Source organism: Denitratimonas tolerans, assembly GCF_037203605.1.
In the GTDB taxonomy this organism is placed as follows: Bacteria; Pseudomonadota; Gammaproteobacteria; order Xanthomonadales; family Xanthomonadaceae; genus Denitratimonas; species Denitratimonas tolerans.
This window is the reverse complement of sequence record NZ_JBBDHC010000013.1, coordinates 76499-95497: the sequence shown is the minus strand read 5'-3', so window position 1 is coordinate 95497 and position 18999 is coordinate 76499. Positions and strand designations below refer to the sequence as shown.

Sequence of the window (18999 nt, the reverse complement as noted above, 5' to 3'; positions counted from 1 at the left end):
GTTCCTGAAGGATCAGGCCGCCTTGTCGCCCGCCGGCTCCGCCCGTCCGGGCAACTCCGCCGGCAGCGGCGGCATCGCGCCGCGCCAGCGCCGCAGGGTGCGCTGGAAAAACAGGCTGTTGGGAATCTGCAGCACCGTACCTGCGGCTTGTCCGTCGGTTTCCTGCAGGGTGGTGTAGATCAGGTTCACGTCGAGCACGCGCCCACGCAGGCCGGGCTTCTCGCCATTTTCCAGCAGCTCTACCAGATCGCCCACGCGAAACGCGCGCGTGGTCAGGATCAGGAACGAGCAGAAGATGTTGGACAGCACGCTCCAGGCCGCGAAGAACGCCACCGCACCCACCGCCGCGAAACTGGTGAAGGCGGTCCACAGCACCGTGGCCGAGACCCCGGCCACGTCCAGGATCATGAGGCTGGCCGCGGAGAAAACGACGAAGCTGGTGAGCCGTCGAACCGCGATGCGCACGTTGGGCGGCAGCGCGGTGCGCGCGATCAGCCGGCGCGACACCCAGCGCAATAGCTGCGTGATCGCCAAAATCAGGACGATCTTCAGGGCCGGCGGCCCGAGGGCCGACCAGTCCTGCATCCATGCGGGCAATGTGAAGGGCATCGTTCCTCGGCGTGTCGTCGGCCTCGCGCATCGTATCCGCGCCCGGCTGATTTCGCAGCCCGGTTCGACCAGGGGCAAGACGCGAGCGCGGCGGGCGCGGATAATCGCGGTCTTTTCCACGGGAACCTGCGCGATGGACACCAGCGACGCCCTCATCATCGGCGGCGGCCACAACGGCCTGGTCTGCGCGGCCTACCTCGCCGCCGCCGGCCTGTCGGTCAGGGTGCTGGAAGGGCGCGGTGACGTGGGCGGGGCCGCGGTCACCGAGGAGTTCCATCCGGGATTCCGCAACTCCACCGCCAGCTACACCGTGAGCCTGCTCAATCCGCAGGTGATCGCCGACCTGCGTCTTCACCAGCACGGCCTGCGCGTGGTCGAGCGCCCGTATTCCAATTTCCTGCCGCTGCCCGACGGCAGCGCATTCCGCCTCGGCGGCGAAGAAGGCGCGGCGCAGCTGGCGCGCGTCGCGCCGCGCGATGCGCAGCGTCTGACCGAATACCATGCCATGCTCGAACGCGTGGTGGCGGTGCTGCGCGAACTGATGGCGCGCACCCCGCCCAACCTCAGCGACCGCTTCGTGCTGGCCGACTGGCTGGCCTCGTGGAAGGTGGCGCGCGAGCTGCGCCGGCTCGACATGCGGGGACGGCGCGACCTGCTGGATCTTTTCACCAAATCCGCCGGCGAGATGCTCGACCACTGGTTCGACTACGAGCCGCTCAAGGCCGCGCTGGGCTGGGATTCGGTGGTCGGCAACTTCGCCAGCCCCTGGACGCCCGGCAGCGCGTACGTGCTCTTGCACCACGTCTTTGGCGAGGTCAACGGCAAGCAGGGCGTCTGGGGCCACGCGATTGGCGGAATGGGTGCGATCACCCAGGCGATGGCGGCCGAGTGCCGCGCGCGCGGCGTGGCGATCCACACCGATGCGCCGGTGGCGCAGGTGCGGGTGCAGGCGGGACGCGCCACCGGCGCGGTGCTGCAGGACGGGCGCGAATTCGGCGCGCGCTGCGTGATTTCCAACGTCAACCCGAAGCTTCTCTATCAGCGCCTCGTGCCGCAGGAGGCCCAGCCGGACGAGCTGCGCGAGCGCATCGCGCGCTACCGCTGCGGTTCGGGCACCTTCCGCATGAACGTGGCGCTGTCGGAGCTGCCGGATTTCACCGCCGCGCCCGGCACCGCGCTCGCGCCGCACCACCAGAGCGGCATCCTGATCGCGCCTTCGCTGGCCTACATGGAACGCGCGTACTTCGATGCGAAATCGCGCGAGCACAATCCCGGCTGGGCGCGCGAGCCGATCGTGGAACTGGTGATTTCCTCCACCCTGGACGACAGCCTCGCGCCGCCCGGCCGGCACGTCGCCAGCCTGTTCTGCCAGCACGTCAGTCCCGAGGTCGAAGGCGGTTGGGATACCCACCGCGACACCGTGGCGAAACTCATGATCGACACCGTGGATCGGGTTGCGCCCAATTTCGCGCGCAGCGTGCTGGGCTACCGCGCGCTCTCGCCGCTGGATCTCGAACGCGAGTTCGGCCTGATCGGCGGCGACATCTTCCACGGCGCGCTGGGTGCCGACCAGCTCTTCAGCGCGCGTCCGCTGCTGGGACAGGGCAACTACCGCGGCGCACTGGCCGGGCTTTACCTGTGCGGCTCGGGCACCCATCCGGGCGGCGGCGTCACCGGCCTGCCCGGCCGCAACGCAGCGCGCGAGGTGCTGCGCGATCTGGGCCGGCGCACCCGCTGAAGCCCGCATCGGCTAGAGTTGCCGCGTCATTCTCGGGGGCCGCGATGGACGACATCCAGAATCTGGTAGCCAGGGTCGCACGACTCGATCCGCGCAGCGGCGCGGACCTGCTCAAGGCCGTGCCCGATGCCCGGATCGCCGATGTCCTCAGCCGCATGCACATCGGCCACGCGGTCGAGGTGCTGGAGGAGTTCGAGCCGGCGCGGCGCGAACGGATCGCGGGTGCGGTACCGTTCGGGCGCGAGCCGCTGTGGCTGGTCGGCCACACCTATCCCGAAGGCACCGTTGGACGGCTGATGGAAAAACCGCCGGCGGTGTTCCCGCCCGGTGCCAGCGCCGGCAGCGTGATCGAAGCCCTGCGCGGGATCGTGCGCCAGCGCATGGTCGTCTACGTCTTCGTCACCGAAGCCGACGGCCGCCTCGTGGGCGTGGTGGCCTTCCGCGAACTGGTGTTCGCCGACCCTGGTGCCACGCTTGCGGACATCATGCTGCGCGAGCCGTTCTCGCTGCATCCCGAACAGAAATTCGTGGACGCGATGCGCGCCGTGGTCAAGCGCCACTTCCCGATCTACCCGGTCTGCGACGCGGCCGGCCGGCTGCTGGGCGTGGTCAAGGGGCAGGCGCTGTTCGAGCAGCAGGCCTTCGAGATTTCCGCACAGGCCGGTGCCATGGTCGGCGTGGAAAAGGAGGAGCGTCTGGCCACGCCCTGGCAGCGCAGCTTCCGCTTCCGCAACCCCTGGCTGCTGCTCAACATGCTGATCGCCTTCGGCGCGGCCACCGTGGTCGGCATGTTCGAGGCCACCATCGACCAACTCGTCATCCTTGCCGCCTTCCTGCCGGTGATGTCGGGCCAGTGCAGCAACCTCGGCGCGCAGGCGCTGGCGGTCACCATTCGCGGCATGACGCTGGGCGAACTGCGCGAAACCCCGCCGTGGAAGGTGCTGGCCAAGGAAGCCTGGCTCGGCCTCCTGAACGGGGCGATCAGCGGCGTGCTGGCCGGCACCGCGCTCTACTTCGTCGCGCGCTCGCAGGATCAGGTATCGCCGCTGTGGCTGGCCGGCACCATCTTCGTGGCGCTGTCGGTGAGCTGCATGTTCGCCGGCCTCGCCGGCAGCGCCATCCCGATCGTGCTGCGCCGCCTCGGTGCCGATCCGGCCACCGCCTCGGCCATCTTCCTGTCGGTCGCCACCGACATCAGCAGCATGGGCCTGTTCCTGAGCCTGGTGGCGCTGCTGCTGCACTGATCCCGCGTGGCCCCGTCGGGGGCGTAGTCCCGACCTGCGGCCAGCACCGCCATGCGACGTAGGTCGGCCCTACGCGGCCGACGCTGCGGGGCGTTGAACATCCTGCGGCGCGCCGAGCACCGCGTCGGGAACGTAGCCCCGACCTGCGGCATCACAGGAGCGGCCTTGTCCGCGATGGCCGCTGCGGGAAGGATCGGGTTTGTCCGCGACAAGCGCACCGGGCGAACAGGCACCCCGCGTTCCGCCTGCCGTCAATCGAAGCGCAGATGCTTGACCGACTTTCCGCGGCGGCGGATCAGCTTGAGCGATTCGATGCCGATCTGGATGTGGCGTTCCACGAAGGTGTTGGTGACCACCGTATCGCTGGCCTCCGTCTTCACGCCTTCCGGAATCATCGGCTGGTCGGACACCAGCAGCAGCGCGCCGGAGGGAATCGAGTTGGCGAAGCCGGCCGCGAAGATCGTCGCGGTTTCCATGTCCACCGCCATGCAGCGCATCAGGCGCAGGCGCTCCTTGAAGGCCTCGTCGTGCTCCCAGACGCGGCGGTTGGTGGTGTAGACGGTGCCGGTCCAGTAGTCGTGGCCGAGATCGCGGATGGTGGTGGACACCACGCGCTGCAGTGCGAACGCGGGCAGCGCCGGCACTTCCGGCAGGAGGTAGTCGTGCGAGGTGCCCTCGCCGCGGATCGCGGCGATCGGCAGGATCAGGTCGCCGAGCTGGTTCTTCTTCTTGAGCCCGCCGGTCTTGCCGAGGAACAGCGCGGCCTTGGGCGCGATGGCCGAGAGCAGGTCCATCACGGTGGCGGCATTGGGGCTGCCCATGCCGAAGTTGATCATGGTGATGCCGTCCGACGTGCAGCTGGGCATCGGGCGGTCGCGCCCGACCACATCACCGCCGGTCATGCGGGCGAAGTGATCGACGTAGCCGCCAAAATTGGTGAGCAGGATGTGCTCGCCGAACTGGTCGAGCGGCACGCCGGTGTAGCGCGGCAGCCAGTTGCCGACTATCTCGTGTTTTTCTTTCATGGGGTCATTCCAGCAGAGCGCCGGCGGCACCGCGCCGGCAGGAGTCATTCATTCATCAGGCCGCGGGATTCTAGCCGCACGCGGCCGAACCGCGCGCTACTGCCAGCGCGCGGCGACGCGGCGGGCCAGGGCATAGGGCTCCGGATCGTTGCGATTGGTCAGCAGCACCACGGTCAGGCGCTGCGCCGGCCAGCGCAGGATGACGTTGCGAAATCCGATGCTTTCGCCCGAGTGCCACTGCAGGCCATCCTGCAGCCGCCAGCCGAAACCGTAGCCGGCCACGTCCGGTTCGTCGGTCGCGGTGGCGGGCGTGACGGCGAGCGTGCGCCAGGGGTCGTGCAGCAGGCGATCGTCGTAAAGGGCCGCGTCCCAGCGCGCCAGATCGTCGATCGAGGCGTAGATTCCGCCGTCGCCGAGCACCGCGCTGGTGGTGCTCTGATCGGTGCGCTGCCAGGCCTCGTCGATGAAGCTGTAGCCGAAGGCGCGCTCGGGCACCTGGCTGCGGCCGTCCTCGAAAGCCACCGAATCCATGCCCAGCGGCAGGAAGATGCGTTCGCGCAGGAAATCGGCGTAGCGCTGCCCGCTGGCGCGCTCCACGATCAGGGCAAGAAGGGCGTAGCCGCTGTTGCTGTAGCGATAGCCGGTGCCCGGATCGAAATAGCCGCCGTTCTCGCGTGAAACGAGATCCAGCACGTCGGCGTCGTGTACCTGCCGGGTGTCGGCCGGATCCATCAGGTCCTCGTAGTCCAGCAGGCCGCTGGTGTGGCTGAGCAGGTGCCGCAGGGTGACGGCGTCGGCCGAGGCCGGCAGCTCGGGCAGCCAGCGCCGCGCCGGATCGTCGATCGACAGCACGCCATCCTGCGCCAGCAGCAGGACGGCCGTAGCGGTGAACTGCTTGCTGATCGAGGCCAGCCGGAACGCGGTGGCAGGCGTCACCGCACGCGCGGTTTCCAGGTCGGCCAGACCGAATCCGCGCCGCACGACGGCCTCGCCGTCGTGGATCACCAGCAGCGCGGCACCGGGAACGTCGCCCTGGTAGGCGCGCAGCTCCTCGTCCGCCGCGGCGGCGACAGGCTGGCTCACGGTGGGCGCTGCGGGCGGGCTCACGTCGGGTGCCGCAGGTTGGCAGGCGGCGAGCGAGAAGGCCGCCGCAAGGCAGCACAGGGCAATCCGGATTGGAGCAGGCATGGCGTCATCCCACGGGGCCACAGGAAAGCGGGTGAGCGTACAGGCAAGTGCGTGCCGGCGTGCGCGTCCGGATCGGCCCACTGCTCCCGACCTGCCCCGTGCGGGTAGGCGAACGGCAGCGCCTCTGGCAGGATGGGACCCTGCCGCGCAGGCCGATGGACTCGCAATCCCCGGTTCCGGCGAGCACAATCGTTTTGTCGCCTCGTTGAGACAGACCCGATGAGCAAACGCTTCTTCATCACCTTGCCCAATCCATCCGCCGCGCGCGGCAGCGATCCGGAGCTCGCCTTCCAGGCGCACGGTGCCGAGGCCTTTGCGCGCGAGCTGCGCGAAGCGCTGGCTTCGCCGGCACTCTTCGAGCGTTGGCGCGACCGCCAGGACGACCCGGACGCGGTGGATCCGCGCCTGGGAGAAGTCGACCCGGATGCCGGAGTGCGCGCGCGGCAGAAGGATCTGGTGATCGATCTGGAAGTGGACACGACGCTGCCGGGCGAGATCCTGCGCCAGCGGCTGCGCTGGCTCGCGGGAAGCGCTTGGCAATTGCGCGACGTCGGAGAAACCTGAGGCGTGGCGCGCGGCGTGCCGGACAATTCGCCGCAGCACGAGGGGTCGTGCGGAAAACGCCCGATATCGGGATGGAAAACAGGTTTGCAGGGGGACGGATGGGACTCTTCAATCGATTGATCAGGCTGTTCGGCAAGGCCGAGCCACGGCCCGCGACCGTCCCGTCGCCAGAACGGGATGGGACCGACGCACCGGAACCGGCAGCCACGGAGGTTCCCGAGGTGCCGCCCGCGCCGCCGAGCGGACCGCCGCGCGGGCGCGAGCGTCGCCAGCACGACCGCTCGCCGGCCGCCGAAGGCGTTCGCGTCCTGGTGGTGGACGACTCGCCCACCATCGTGCTGATGCTGCGCCGCATGCTGACGCAGAACGGCTACGAGGTCAGCGAGGCCTCCGATGCCGAAACCGGTCTGGAGGTCGCCCGCAACACCCCGCCGCACCTGATCTTCCTGGACATCGTGCTCCCAGGCATGAACGGTTTCGAGGCGCTGCGCCGCCTGCGCCGGGATCCGGTGACGCGCGGCATTCCGGTCATCATGATCTCGGGCAACGAGTTGGCCACCGAGCAGTTCTACGCCCAGCGCATCGGTGCCGACGACTTCATGAAGAAGCCGTTTTCGCGCTCGGAGGTGTTCATGCGCATCGAAAAGATGCTCGGCCCGGACCGCATCCCGCACCGCCAGCCCGCATCCGCGGGCTGATCTTCCCGGCGCTCAACCGCCGCTCAATCCGCCGTCATCTGCGCCGCCTGATCGGTGCGGATCTGCGCGTCCACCGCCGCGATGGCGGTCATGTTGACCACGCGCCGCACGGTCGCCGCCGGGGTGAGGATGTGGGCCGAGCCGTTCACGCCCATCAGGATCGGCCCGAGGCCAACGCCGTCGGTCATGGAACGCACCAGGTTGTAGGCGGTGTTGGCCGTGCTGAGGTCGGAGAAGGCGAAGAGGTTGGCGCGCCCCTTGAGCCGTGAGTTCGGGAAGAGGCGGTCGCGAATCACGGGATCCAGCGCCGCATCCACCTGCATCTCGCCTTCCGCCTCCAGATTGGGGGCGCGCTTGCGGATCATTTTCAGCGCGTCGCGCATTTTCTGTGCGCCGGCATCGTCACGGCTGCCGAAATTGGAGTGTGAAATCAGCGCCAGCTTGGGCTCGATGCCGAACAGCTTGAGCCGCAGGCTGGCCTGGAGCGCGGCCTCGGCGATCATCTCGGCGCTCGGATCGACCTGGACGTGGGTGTCGACGAAGAAGAACACGCCCTTGTCGTTGATCACCGCCGACAGTGCCGCAGTGCGCGACACACCCGGATCGCGGCCCAGCACGTTGAGGATGTAGGCCAGCTTCTTCTGGTAGCGCCCGACGACGCCGCACAGCATCGCGTCGGCCTCGCCCCGGCGCAGCATCAGCGCCGCGATCACCGTCGCGCGCGAGCGCACCACGGCCTTCGCCGCCGCCGGCGTGACGCCACGGCGCGCCATGATCTCGTGGTAGAGCTGCCAGTATTCGTTGAAGCGCGGGTCGTCGTCGATGTTGGTGAGGTCGAAGTGTTCGCCGGGGCGGATGCGCAGCCCCAGACGCCCGATGCGCGCCTCGATCACCGCCGGGCGGCCGATCAGGATCGGCCGCGCCAGGCCCTCGTCCACCACGGTCTGCACCGCGCGCAGCACGGTTTCCTCCTCGCCCTCGGCGTAGGCCACGCGCTGCAGGTTGGCGCGCGCCTGGGAGAACACCGGCTTCATCGCCATGCCGCTGCGGAACACGAACTGGTTGAGCTTGTCGCGGTAGGCACCGAAGTCCTCGATCGGGCGCGTGGCCACGCCGGAGCTCATCGCCGCGCGCGCCACGGCCGGTGCCAGCATTTCCATCAGGCGCGGGTCGAACGGGCGCGGGATGAGGTAATCGCGCCCGAAGCAGGGAGCGTCGTCGCCGTAGGCGGCACCCAGGTCGGTCGCCTCCATGCGGGTGAGCGCCGCGATCGCGTGCACGCAGGCGAGCTTCATTTCCTCGGTGATGGTGGTGGCTCCCACGTCCAGCGCGCCGCGGAAGATGTAGGGGAAGCACAGCGCGTTGTTGACCTGGTTGGGATAGTCCGAACGGCCGGTCGCGATGATCGCGTCGGCGCGAACCGCGCGCGCGTCCTCGGGCAGGATTTCCGGATACGGATTGGCCAGCGCCAGAATGATCGGATTCTCCGCCATCGACGCCACCATCTCCGGCTTGAGCACGCCGCCGGCCGACAGGCCCAGGAAGATGTCGGCCCCCGCGACGATTTCGCCCAGCGTGCGCTTGTCGGTGTCGCGCGCGTAACGCGCCTTGTCCGGATCCAGGTGCGGGCGGCCGGTGTAGAGCACGCCCTCACGGTCCACCGCCAGGATGTTCTCCGGCTTCATGCCCAGCGCCACCAGCATGTCCAGGCAGGCGATGCCGGCCGCGCCGGCACCGGAAGTGGCCAGCTTCACATCCTCGATGCGCTTGCCGGCAACCAGCAGGGCGTTGACCACGGCCGCGCCGACGATGATCGCGGTGCCGTGCTGGTCGTCGTGGAACACCGGGATCTTCATCCGCTCGCGCAGCTTGCGCTCGACGATGAAGCACTCCGGTGCCTTGATGTCTTCCAGATTGATGCCGCCGAAAGTCGGCTCCAGGCTGGCGATGATCTCGACCAGCTTGTCCGGGTCGTTCTCGTCGACCTCGATGTCGAACACGTCGATGCCGGCGAACTTCTGGAACAGGACGCCCTTGCCTTCCATCACCGGCTTGCCGGCCAGCGGCCCGATGTTGCCCAGGCCCAGCACCGCGGTGCCGTTGGTGATGACCGCGACCAGGTTGGCGCGCGCGGTCAGCTCGGAGGCGGCGGACGGATCGGCGACGATTTCCTCGCAGGCATGTGCCACGCCGGGGGAATAGGCCAGCGCGAGATCCCGCTGCGTCACCATGGCCTTGGTCGGGGTCACCTTGATCTTGCCGGGCGGATCCTGGCGGTGGTAATCGAGGGCGGCCTGGCGGAAGGCGTCTTGGCTGGACATGGGCTGGCTCTGGAAAATGAAAGGCGAGAAACCGGATTCTAGCGCGCGCGTGCCGCCGGTTCGTGGCTGATTGCGCAACAAAGGCGGAGCGTGCGGGCGCGACCGCTTCCCCGGCGTGGCCGCACGATTTGAACGACAATGTCGCCCGACAAGATGGGACGCGGAGTGCCGGTGACAGGAATTGGCGGTTTCGACGGATGGCGCAGCCGTCTCGCCCTGGCCTTCGCGCTGGTCGCGGCACAGGCGGCGCTGTGGCTCAATCCCGGCTACTTCAGCCATGACGAGCTGCAGTGGGGCGCGCGCGCCGCGGTCGAGCACTGGCGCGATCTGCCGCTCGAGTCCTTTTCCGACTGGCGCAGCTTTCAGTTCCGACCGCTCACCTTCAATCTCTGGCTGCTGCTGTCGCACGCGCTGTTCGATACGCCGCGCCTGTTCCATGCGGTCCTCGTCGCGCTGGGCACGCTCAATGCGTTGCTGTTGGCGCGCGTGCTGCGCGGGACCGGCTGCCGCAACGGCGTGGCATCGGGCGCGGCGCTCGCGTTCGGACTCAGCCCCTTTGCCGCCTGGGTGCACGGCTGGGTCGGCTGCCTGGCCGATCTGCTGTGGGTGGGTCTGGGGCTGGGCATCGTCGCGACGCTGCAGCGGCTGGATGCCACCGCCGTCGTCGGTGATGAAGATACGGGTCGACGTGGGGGGCGCTTTTCATGGCTCATCGCCGCCGTCACTGCCGCGCTTGCCACCACGCTCGCGCTGCTGTCCAAGGAAGCAGCCCTCTCCATTCCCGCCCTGCTCGGGCTCGGCGCGCTGGTGCTGCGGCTGCGGCGCACCTGGCTGGCGGCGGCGCTCGCCAGCGCTGCCGTCGCGCTCGCGTATCTGGCGCTGCGGCTGACCGTGCTGACGGCGGCACCGCACGATTCGACCTACGATCCGGCGTGGGCGGCGGTGCCGCGTGGCTGGGCGATGTACCAGTTGTTTCCGTGGGCGTTGGGCGTATCGGAAGTGCACGTGCTGGCACTGGCATCACCGCAGCGCCTGGCCCTGTACGCCCTTCTCTTTGCCGCCTTCGCCATCGCCCTGTGGCGCGCATCGCCAAGGCTGTGGCTGGTCTGGCTTGCCGGCGGAGCGCTGGCGCTCGCGCCGGCGTTGGCCTTGCCTGTGCCTTCGAACCAGTACGGCTATGGCTTCGCCGCGCTGGGCTGCGGCGCGGCGGCGCTGGCCTGGGTCCGGCTGCGGCGGGGTGGTCGCATCACTCTCGCGCTGCTGGCCATCCTCGCGCTGGTGCACGGTGCGCAGATTCAGAAGCACATGCTGGAAACGGGCCGGCTGCAGGCCGTCTTTTCGCCTTCGCTGGCCGACGCCGCGCGCGCGCAGCCCGAGGGCGACATCCGCCTGTGGCCGGACGCGCCGAAGCAGGGTTTCGCGTATGCGCGCCTGAGTCACGACATTCCCGCGTATCGCGGCGTTCCCTTGGGGCCACGGGTGCAGATGGCCCGGAACCGCGACGAAGCCACGCATCGCATCACCGCGGCCGGCCGCGTGCAGGCGATGGGTGAACCGCAATGACCGCGACCGGGCGCGATCCATTGCTGCATCTCGCCGGCCTGGGCTGGCGCGAGGATCTGCCGGCCGCGCGCGCCTTCGCGCAGGCACCCGCGGGGCGCGTCGTGCGCGTGAGCGAGCAGCATCGCACCGGCTTTCGCGTCTGCGACGGCGAGCGCGAGTTTCCGGCGCAGTCGCCCGCGCCGTGGACGCGCGCCGGATTTCCGGCCGAGCAGCGCGCAGTGGTGGGCGACTTCGTGCGGCTCGAGGCCGAACGCGACCAGATCATCGAGGTGCTGCCGCGCAGCAGCCTGTTCCGCCGCGGCGCGGCCGGTGAACACCTGAAGGTGCAGCCGATCGCCGCCAACATCGACACCGTGCTGGTGGTCACCGGCCTGGATGGCGACTTCAACCCGCGCCGGCTGGAACGCTACCTGGTGCTGGTGCGCGCCAGCGGCGCGGAGCCGGTGCTGGTGCTGACCAAGCTCGACCGCTGCGATGACGCCGGCGCGCTGCGTGCACGCCTCAGCGACATCGAGGCCGGCGGCGTCCCGGTGGTGAGCGTCAACGCCAAGGAGCCCGACAGCGTCGCCGCCCTCGCCCCCTGGCTTGGCAGCGGCCGCACCGTGGTGCTGGTGGGTTCCTCGGGAGCCGGCAAGTCCACCCTCACCAACACCCTGATGGGTCGCAGCAGGATGCGTACCGGTGCGGTGCGCGAGCGCGACTCGCGTGGCCGCCACACCACCACCCATCGCACCCTGATGACCCTGCCCCAGGGCGCATGCCTGATCGACACGCCGGGAATGCGCGAGCTCAAGCTCACCGGCGGGGAGGACGTGGCCGACCGGGTGTTCGAGGACATCGAAGGGCTCGCCACCGGCTGCCGCTTCCGCGACTGCCGCCACGATGCCGAACCCGGCTGCGCGGTCCGCGCCGCGCTTGCGGCCGGCACCCTGGATCCGTGCCGATTCAACAACTACCGCAAGCTGCAGGCCGAGCGCGAGGCTGCGGCGAAGGTGCTGGCGGCGCGCCAAGCAGCACCTCAGGGGCGGCCGCGCGGGCCGCGCTGAATCCGCAGCGTCCGATCTGCCATCCGGGTGCGCGGAGCGCTTCAGTGCGCCGCCGCAGGATTGCGCACCAGCAGAATGTCCGTCGCGGCGGTTTCCAGGATGCGGCGGGCGATCGATCCGATCAGGATGTCGAACAGCGCGCTGCGGCCGTGCGTGCCCAGGACGATCAGGTCGGCCTCGTGGTCGCGGGCGTACTCGTAGGTGAGCCGCACCGGCTCGCCGTGCTCGACGTGAAGCCGGATCGCCTCGCGCGGCGCGGGATCGAGCGTCGCCGCGGCGAGGAAGTCCTGCCCCTCGCGGGTGGCCGCCTCGCGCCCCTGCGCGATCGCGCTTTGCGCCTTGGGATCCATCATGCCCAGGAACGGCACCTCGAAGGCATTGAAAACCGTCATCGGCACGCCGGCAAAAAGACCGGCCGCGCGCTCCAGCGCAAGTCGCGCCGACGGCGAGAAATCGCTCGCCAGCACGATGTTCCGATACGCACCGCGGGTGCGGTCGCGCACCACCAGCACCGGCACGGTGGCATGGCGCGCCAGCCAGTCGACGGTGGAGCCGAGCACCGTGCGTCCGAGCGATTCGCTGCGCGCGATGCCGGTCACGATCAGACCCGCGCCCTCCTCGGCAGCGACCCGTGCCAGGGTTTCGTTGACCCTGCCTTCTTCCACCCGCACCACGATATCCACGTCGGTCGCGGCGGCATCGCGGCGAAGCTGGCGCAGCGTGCGCGCGACCGGCCCGTCGCCGTCACCGCCCCAGGAGGGCGGCGGCGCGGCGCGCACGCGGGTTTCCGACAGCGTGCCGGGATCGACCACGGTCACGGCCACGAGCCGAGCCTGCCACTGGCGCGCCAGCTGCACGGCGCGGTCCAGCGCACGATCACAGCGTGCGGAAAGGTCGGTGGCCAGGAGAATCGTGCCGGGGATGGGATTGGATGCCGCTGTGCTCATGTGGGTTGTCCGGTTCCAGGCTGAAGAATCGGGCGGTCATCCACGCCGCCCTCAGGGCTGAAAGCCTAGCCGGTTGCAGGCCGCTGCGCTTGACCCCGGTCAAGTCGCCCGCGCGTCCGGCCGCGGCGCGCACGCTGCCTGCCACGGTGGTAGCGTGCCTGCGCCATCAACGACCCCTCGACCAACAGGAGACATGTTCATGCCCGGACAGCTGCGCCGCACCAAGATCCTTGCCACGCTCGGCCCCGCCACCGACGCACCCGGCGCGCTCGAGGCCCTGGTGGCGGCGGGCGTGGACGCGGTGCGGATCAACTTTTCCCACGGCAACCGCGCCGATCATGCGGCCCGCGTGGCGCGCGTGCGCGCGGCGGCCGCCGCTGCCGGGCGCGAAGTCGGCATCCTCGCCGACCTGCAGGGTCCCAAGATCCGCATCGAGCGGTTTGCGGAAGGCCGGGTGTCGCTCGCCGCCGGCGCGCCGTTCGCGCTGTACGCCCGCACCAACGCCGCGCCGGGTGATCAAACGGGCGTGGGCGTCTCCTACCTCGGCCTGATCAACGATGTGGCTGCGGGTGACGTGCTGCTGCTCGATGACGGGCTGGTGTCCCTGCAGGTGGACGCGATCGAGGGCGACACCATCCGCACCACCGTCATCAACGACGGCCAGCTCTCCGACCGCAAGGGACTCAACCGCCTTGGCGGCGGCCTGTCGCTCGATGCGCTCACCGACAAGGACCGCGCCGACATCCGCCTCGCGGCGGAGCTGGACGTGGACTTCCTGGCCGTGTCGTTCTGCCGCAGCGCGGCCGACATGGCCGAAGCACGTCGGCTGGCGCGCGAAGCCGGCAGTTCCGCACACCTGGTCGCCAAGATCGAGCGCGCCGAGGCGATCGAGCGCCTGACCGAGATCATCGACGCCAGCGACGTGGTGATGGTGGCGCGCGGCGATCTGGGCGTGGAGATCGGCGATGCGGAGCTGCCCGGCCTGCAGAAGAAGATCATCCGCGAGTCGCTCGATCGCGGCCGCGTGGTGATCACCGCCACCCAGATGCTGCAGTCGATGGTGGATTCGCCCATCCCGACCCGCGCCGAGGTGCTGGACGTGGCCAATGCGGTGATCGACGGCACCGATACGGTGATGCTCAGCGCCGAAACCGCGGCGGGAAACCATCCGGTCAAGGCGGTGGAAGCCATGGTGCGCATCTGCCTGGGTGCCGAACGCCAGTTCGAGCACGACACCGACTTCGAAAAGGCTCCGCGCGGCCTGGTCCACACCGATCAGGCCATCGCGCTGGCGACCATGTACCTGACCGAACACATCAAGGTCCGCGCGATCCTGGCGCTGACCGAATCCGGCGGCACCGCGCAGCATCTCTCGCGCTTCCGTTCCAACGCGCCGATCTACGGCCTCTCGCGCCACGAAGGCGCGCGCCACCGCATGGCGCTGATGCGCGGGGTCTATCCGATCGACTTCGACAGCGGCGAAAACCCGCCGCGCCAGGCCGCGCGCCGCGCGGTCGCGGCGCTGTTCGCGCACGGCGCGCTGGCCGAAGGCGATCGCGTGCTCATCACCAGCGGCGACCACATGGGCCACCTCGGCACCACCAATACCCTGCGCCTCCTGGGCGTGGGCACCAATGGCGAAGCCGAGGGCCTGGGAACGCTGTGATCGGCATGTCGCCTCTCCGCATCGCCGCATTCAGGAGCGTGCATGACAGCGCCTGCCCGATCTCCGACAATAGCCGGCGCTGGACCCTCGCTCGCGGCGCGCCGCGATACGCCACTTCCGGAGAATCCCATGGCCGAACCCGTACTCAACCCGCCCGAAGGCGGCGCAAAGATCACCATCCAGAACGGCGTCCTGAGCGTTCCGGACAATCCGATCATCCCGTTCATCGAGGGCGACGGCACCGGCCCGGACATCTGGCGCGCCTCGGTGCGCGTGCTCGACGCCGCGGTGGCCCGCGCCTACGGTGGCAAGCGCAAGATCCACTGGATGGAAATCTTCGCGGGCGAGAAGGCCAACAACCAGTTCGGCACCTGGCTGCCCGACGCCAGCGTACAGGCCTGCCGCGACTACCTGGTCTCGATCAAGGGCCCGCTCACCACGCCGGTCGGCGGCGGCATCCGCTCGCTCAACGTGGCCCTGCGCCAGATGCTCGACCTCTACGTCTGCCTGCGCCCGGTGCGCTGGTTCAAGGGCGTGCCCAGTCCGGTGAAGCGCCCGGATCTTGTGGACATGGTGATCTTCCGCGAGAACTGCGAGGACATCTACGCCGGCATCGAATGGGCCGCCGGCACACCCGAAGCCCAGAAGGTGCTCGACTTCCTCGCGCGCGAGTTCCCGCAGGTCGCCGGCAAGATCCGCTTCGGTTCGCAGGAAAAGACCAACGGCTGGCTCAAGGCGCTGGAAGGCATCGGCGGCCCGCACCGCGAACTGCCGGTGCAGGTGGGCCTCGGCATCAAGCCGGTTTCCTACCTGGGCACCGAGCGCCTGGTGCACAGCGCCATCGGCTACGCCATCGCCAACAAGCGCAAGTCGGTGACCCTGGTGCACAAGGGCAACATCATGAAGTACACCGAGGGTGCCTTCGCCGACTGGGGCTACAAGGTCGCGCGCGACTACTACGGCGCGGTGGAGCTGGACGGCGGCCCCTGGCACATCATCCCCGAGGGCAAGCCCGGTGCCGGCCTCGTCATCAAGGACGCCATCGCCGACGCCTTCCTGCAGCAGATCCTGCTGCGCCCCGCCGAGTACGACGTCTCCGCCACGCTCAACCTCAACGGCGACTACCTCTCCGACGCGCTGGCCGCGCAGGTCGGCGGCATCGGCATCGCGCCCGGCGCCAACATCAACTACGTCACCGGCCACGCCGTGTTCGAAGCCACCCACGGCACCGCGCCCAAATACGCCAACCAGGACAAGGTAAACCCCGGCTCGGTGATCCTCTCGGGCGAGATGATGCTGCGCTACATGGGCTGGAACGAAGCCGCCGACGCCATCATCCACGCCATGGACGTGGCCATCGGCAACAAGACCGTCACCTACGACTTCGCCCGCCTGATGGAAGGCGCGAAGGAAGTGAAGTGCTCGCAGTTCGCCGACGAGCTGATCAAGGCGATGTAGGCCTTTCCGGCTCGCAGGTGCTGGACGAAAAAGGCGCGGCCGCAAGGCTGCGCCTTTTCCCTTTTGGCGACCTCGACGCGCATCGGATCTACCAGCCCCACCATGCCCGGACCTGATGAAAAATGGCTCGAAGAAAGCTTGGTGCGACCTGGCCACGCGCGGGCGATGCTCACTGATCATTCGACCGAGAGATGTGCAGCTGCTCGGTCGCAACGATATTCCGCGAAGACTCGCGCGCCAAGATCACCGGCTACGCATCCCCAGGTTCAGGCCTGCGCCCGCAGCCATGCCCGCACCCGCGTCCCGTTCTGCTGCCGCACACCGATCCGCACTCCACCCCCCAGCATCAGTGCACGATCCCGCATGTTGCGCAGGCCGTTGCCGGACTTCGCAGTCGGAGAAAAACCCTTTCCATCATCCTCCACCGCGAGCACCAGCCACGGCTCACCGCGCCGCCAGTACAGGTTCAGGCGCACACGCACCTGCGTCGCGCCGGCATGGCGCACCACGTTGTTCACCGCCTCCTGGACGATGCGATACGCGGCCACCGAGGCCGCTTCGTCCAATGCCGTCAGCGCACCGGCATCGCGGGTATCAAGCGAAAAGCGCAAGCCTGCACGTTCGGCCTGCTGCCGGATGCTGCCGCGATCCATCGCCTTGAACAACCCCAATTCGTTCAATGCCAAAGGCCGCAGAGCTTCGATGGCCTCGCCCAGCGCCAGCCGCATGTCAGTGACCAGACTGCGCAATCCACTGATCCACGGCGCGTTCTGTGCCGGCGCATCCAGCTCCACCAGCTTCAACTGCGTCTGCAGCGCGGTAATGCTCTGACCCACCGAATCGTGCAGCTCCGTCGCTACCCGCCCGCGCTCCACTTCCGTTGCACGCACATTGCGGCCCACCGCATCCGCCAGCTCCCGCGCCATCGCCTGCTCGCGCAAGTGCGTCTGCCGCAACTCGCCCAGCGCCAGACGCAGATGATCAAGACTGGCCCCGAACATCAACGCCATCGCCCCGGAAATGGCCACGAACAACTGCATCCAGATGATGGAGTGCGAGGTTTCGGCAGCCAGGTGATCCTCCACCGCCAGCACGCAGCTCACCGCCAGCACTGAAATCACCGCCCCGCGCCAGCCATGCCGTGCTGCGAACACCACCACCGCCACCAGCAGCAACAGGCGCATGAACTCGATCAGGTTCGCGTTCGGAATGGCCTTGGATAGCAGCACGAACACCAGTGCCACGGGTGCCATCCAGACCAGCGCCTCCTTCACCACCTTCGCCGATCCACGCCGCAGCGAAGGTTCGACCAGCCATGCGACCAACGGCACCGCCAGCATGGTGCCGAGAAAGTAGCCCAGCAGGTTCTTCAATCCGAATGTGGCGAGCAGCGGCAGGGCGTTCTGCGCCGTGATGGCGACCGGATCGACGATGGCGCTGGCGCGCACATCCGCCACCCATCCATCACTCACCACGTAGGCGAGATCGGTGCCCGCTTGCAGCGACGCCGCCGCGAACACCACCAGATGCAGCCATGCCGTGCCTTCGGGCGTGGACACACTGCGAACATCGGGTAACACGCGGCGCAACCACGCGACCGGCAGCAGACAGGCCACCAGATCGCCCCAGTCCCCGATGAAGGACAACCACAACGCCTTGCCGGAAAACCTGTCCAGCCTGGCAATGTCCATCCATTCATCCGGTCGTTCCCAGGACTCTCCCAGGTTATACAGATACCGGCTCAACCCGAGAAACAGCACCATCCACCACCACGCCCGCTTCGGTGCGAGCCACAGGCAGGCGAAAAACAGCCCCGCCGCGATGTTCCAGTGCCAGAAACTGAGCTTGCCGATTCCGAATATCTGATCTGCCGCAATGGCGATGACTACCCACAGCCATGTGGGTAGAGGGGTAGCGGTGGGAGGGGATATGGGCGTGGTTAGGCGCATTCAGTGGTGGCCGTGGGCCGAAATTACGTTTGTGAAAGTTGTTGCAGGATAAAGCGAGATTCCGAGGTGGGCAAAGCACCCACTCAGTCGGATGACATGCCGCATTCGTGTTCCCACTCGTCGAGCATGGCTACGGATATCGGGGTTTCATCGGGAATACCTGCACGAAAATCCTTGACCTTGCGATGCGCGCACAAAGCGGCTTCAGGTTGTCGGCATCTTCTGATGACATAACTCTGCAACGCATCGCGGTTGTCACTGTCAGGGCGGATATCTTCCGAGAGTTCGCGAATACAGGCTTCTTCTGAAACTCCATGGTCGAGGCGTGGTGTGAGCTGATGTTGTCGTGACGCTGAATCGTGGCAGATGAGTTTTTCTGGCGGACTTTTTTCGCGACCCGACGAGTATTTGCTGAAATATTTTGCCGATATCGTTATTTCCTGTGATGTCATGCTTATTCCTTCAAACAGAAATCCGGCTTGATCGCTTCTTATCGATGAACTGATGCAATAGATCGCACTTCCTGTATCCAAGGGCGTGCAGTCCCCGTTTTGCATGCGCAACATCTCCACTTTTTGGGCCTCTATCGGTAGCCGTCCAAGATCAATTCCGGACTCATGAAAGTCGAGTCTCAGAATATTGTTAGAAATGGAGTAGGCTCCTCTGGCGTAGTTCCGAATTGCTTTTTGGTCGACCCCTCCGGTAACTAATTCGAATCTTCTACTGGGTGGAATGGCGGTGGTGATTTCATATAAGCTAGGGCCCTTGGTGGAAGAGCAAATCAGTTTTCTGCCGAGAAGATCAGTAGTTGTGATTGGTATATCCGTTACCGCACCCTGAGGGAGTTGCTTATCGCCTGGCGTGGTGCCAGTGAAGAGTCCAATTACGAGAATTGCCATAAGGGCAAATAGCGGCAGTCCAAACACCACGAATACCGCACTGCCCAGGATGATGAGTAAAGTTCGCTTGGAGATGGGCATGAC

15 protein-coding genes are annotated in these 18999 nt (G+C 67.7%); 8 read left to right on the top strand and 7 right to left on the bottom strand.

All coding sequences use genetic code 11. From position 1 onward, the window contains the following. Positions 1 to 12: 12 nt before the first annotated feature. The gene (locus WB794_RS09890; RefSeq protein WP_337335699.1) at positions 13 to 609 is read right to left on the bottom strand and encodes a mechanosensitive ion channel domain-containing protein; all 597 of its coding nucleotides are present in this window, start codon (positions 607 to 609) and stop codon (positions 13 to 15) included. 133 nt (positions 610 to 742) lie between these two features. Here WB794_RS09890 and WB794_RS09885 point away from each other — a divergent pair, with 133 nt between their 5' ends. Together WB794_RS09885 and WB794_RS09880 are read left to right on the top strand one after the other, a co-directional pair. After that, positions 743 to 2347 carry a phytoene desaturase family protein gene (locus tag WB794_RS09885; protein WP_337335698.1) on the top strand — a complete coding sequence of 535 codons (1605 nt, stop codon included), beginning with the start codon at positions 743 to 745 and terminating at the stop codon, positions 2345 to 2347. Between the two features lie 44 nt (positions 2348 to 2391). After that, positions 2392 to 3591 carry a magnesium transporter gene (locus tag WB794_RS09880; RefSeq protein WP_337335697.1) on the top strand — a complete coding sequence of 400 codons (1200 nt, stop codon included), beginning with the start codon at positions 2392 to 2394 and terminating at the stop codon, positions 3589 to 3591. 251 nt (positions 3592 to 3842) lie between these two features. Here WB794_RS09880 and WB794_RS09875 read toward each other — a convergent pair whose 3' ends face one another. Both WB794_RS09875 and WB794_RS09870 read right to left on the bottom strand, forming a co-directional pair. Next, a complete protein-coding gene (locus tag WB794_RS09875; protein WP_337335696.1) occupies positions 3843 to 4616 on the bottom strand; it encodes an AMP nucleosidase in 774 nt (257 codons plus the stop codon). Positions 4617 to 4712: 96 nt separating this feature from the next. Next, positions 4713 to 5804, bottom strand: a complete 1092-nt coding sequence (locus tag WB794_RS09870; protein WP_337335695.1) for a serine hydrolase domain-containing protein — start codon at positions 5802 to 5804, stop codon at positions 4713 to 4715. 219 nt (positions 5805 to 6023) lie between these two features. Between WB794_RS09870 and WB794_RS09865 the strand changes: the two genes are divergently transcribed. Together WB794_RS09865 and WB794_RS09860 are read left to right on the top strand one after the other, a co-directional pair. Further along, complete coding sequence (locus WB794_RS09865; protein ID WP_337335694.1) at positions 6024 to 6368, top strand: hypothetical protein; 345 nt, start codon at positions 6024 to 6026, stop codon at positions 6366 to 6368. Between the two features lie 221 nt (positions 6369 to 6589). Further along, on the top strand, positions 6590 to 7066 hold the full coding sequence (locus tag WB794_RS09860) for a response regulator (RefSeq protein WP_337335693.1): 477 nt from the start codon (positions 6590 to 6592) through the stop codon (positions 7064 to 7066). Positions 7067 to 7089: 23 nt separating this feature from the next. Here the strand turns inward: WB794_RS09860 and WB794_RS09855 are convergent, their stop codons facing one another. Continuing rightward, a complete protein-coding gene (locus tag WB794_RS09855) occupies positions 7090 to 9387 on the bottom strand; it encodes an NADP-dependent malic enzyme (protein WP_337335692.1) in 2298 nt (765 codons plus the stop codon). 171 nt (positions 9388 to 9558) lie between these two features. Between WB794_RS09855 and WB794_RS09850 the strand changes: the two genes are divergently transcribed. Beyond that, complete coding sequence (locus WB794_RS09850) at positions 9559 to 10950, top strand: hypothetical protein (protein WP_337335691.1); 1392 nt, start codon at positions 9559 to 9561, stop codon at positions 10948 to 10950. Beyond that, the gene (rsgA, locus tag WB794_RS09845) at positions 10947 to 11996 is read left to right on the top strand and encodes a ribosome small subunit-dependent GTPase A (protein WP_337335690.1); all 1050 of its coding nucleotides are present in this window, start codon (positions 10947 to 10949) and stop codon (positions 11994 to 11996) included. Before WB794_RS09850 ends, rsgA begins: the two co-directional genes overlap by 4 nt. A 41-nt stretch (positions 11997 to 12037) precedes the next feature. Here rsgA and WB794_RS09840 read toward each other — a convergent pair whose 3' ends face one another. Beyond that, positions 12038 to 12943, bottom strand: coding sequence for a universal stress protein (locus tag WB794_RS09840; RefSeq protein ID WP_337335689.1), 906 nt, complete (start codon positions 12941 to 12943; stop codon positions 12038 to 12040). Positions 12944 to 13142: 199 nt separating this feature from the next. On the opposite strand from WB794_RS09840, the gene pyk reads away from it, so the two are divergent. Continuing rightward, the gene (pyk, locus tag WB794_RS09835) at positions 13143 to 14609 is read left to right on the top strand and encodes a pyruvate kinase (protein ID WP_337335688.1); all 1467 of its coding nucleotides are present in this window, start codon (positions 13143 to 13145) and stop codon (positions 14607 to 14609) included. 129 nt (positions 14610 to 14738) lie between these two features. Further along, the gene (icd, locus tag WB794_RS09830; protein WP_337335687.1) at positions 14739 to 16067 is read left to right on the top strand and encodes an isocitrate dehydrogenase (NADP(+)); all 1329 of its coding nucleotides are present in this window, start codon (positions 14739 to 14741) and stop codon (positions 16065 to 16067) included. Positions 16068 to 16333: 266 nt separating this feature from the next. On the opposite strand, the gene WB794_RS09825 is transcribed toward icd, so the two are convergent. Both WB794_RS09825 and WB794_RS09820 read right to left on the bottom strand, forming a co-directional pair. Then, positions 16334 to 18016, bottom strand: a complete 1683-nt coding sequence (locus WB794_RS09825) for an ATP-binding protein (protein ID WP_337335686.1) — start codon at positions 18014 to 18016, stop codon at positions 16334 to 16336. 83 nt (positions 18017 to 18099) lie between these two features. Beyond that, positions 18100 to 18996: a hypothetical protein gene (locus WB794_RS09820; protein WP_337335685.1), complete on the bottom strand. Its 897-nt coding sequence runs from the start codon at positions 18994 to 18996 to the stop codon at positions 18100 to 18102. Positions 18997 to 18999: the final 3 nt, after the last annotated feature.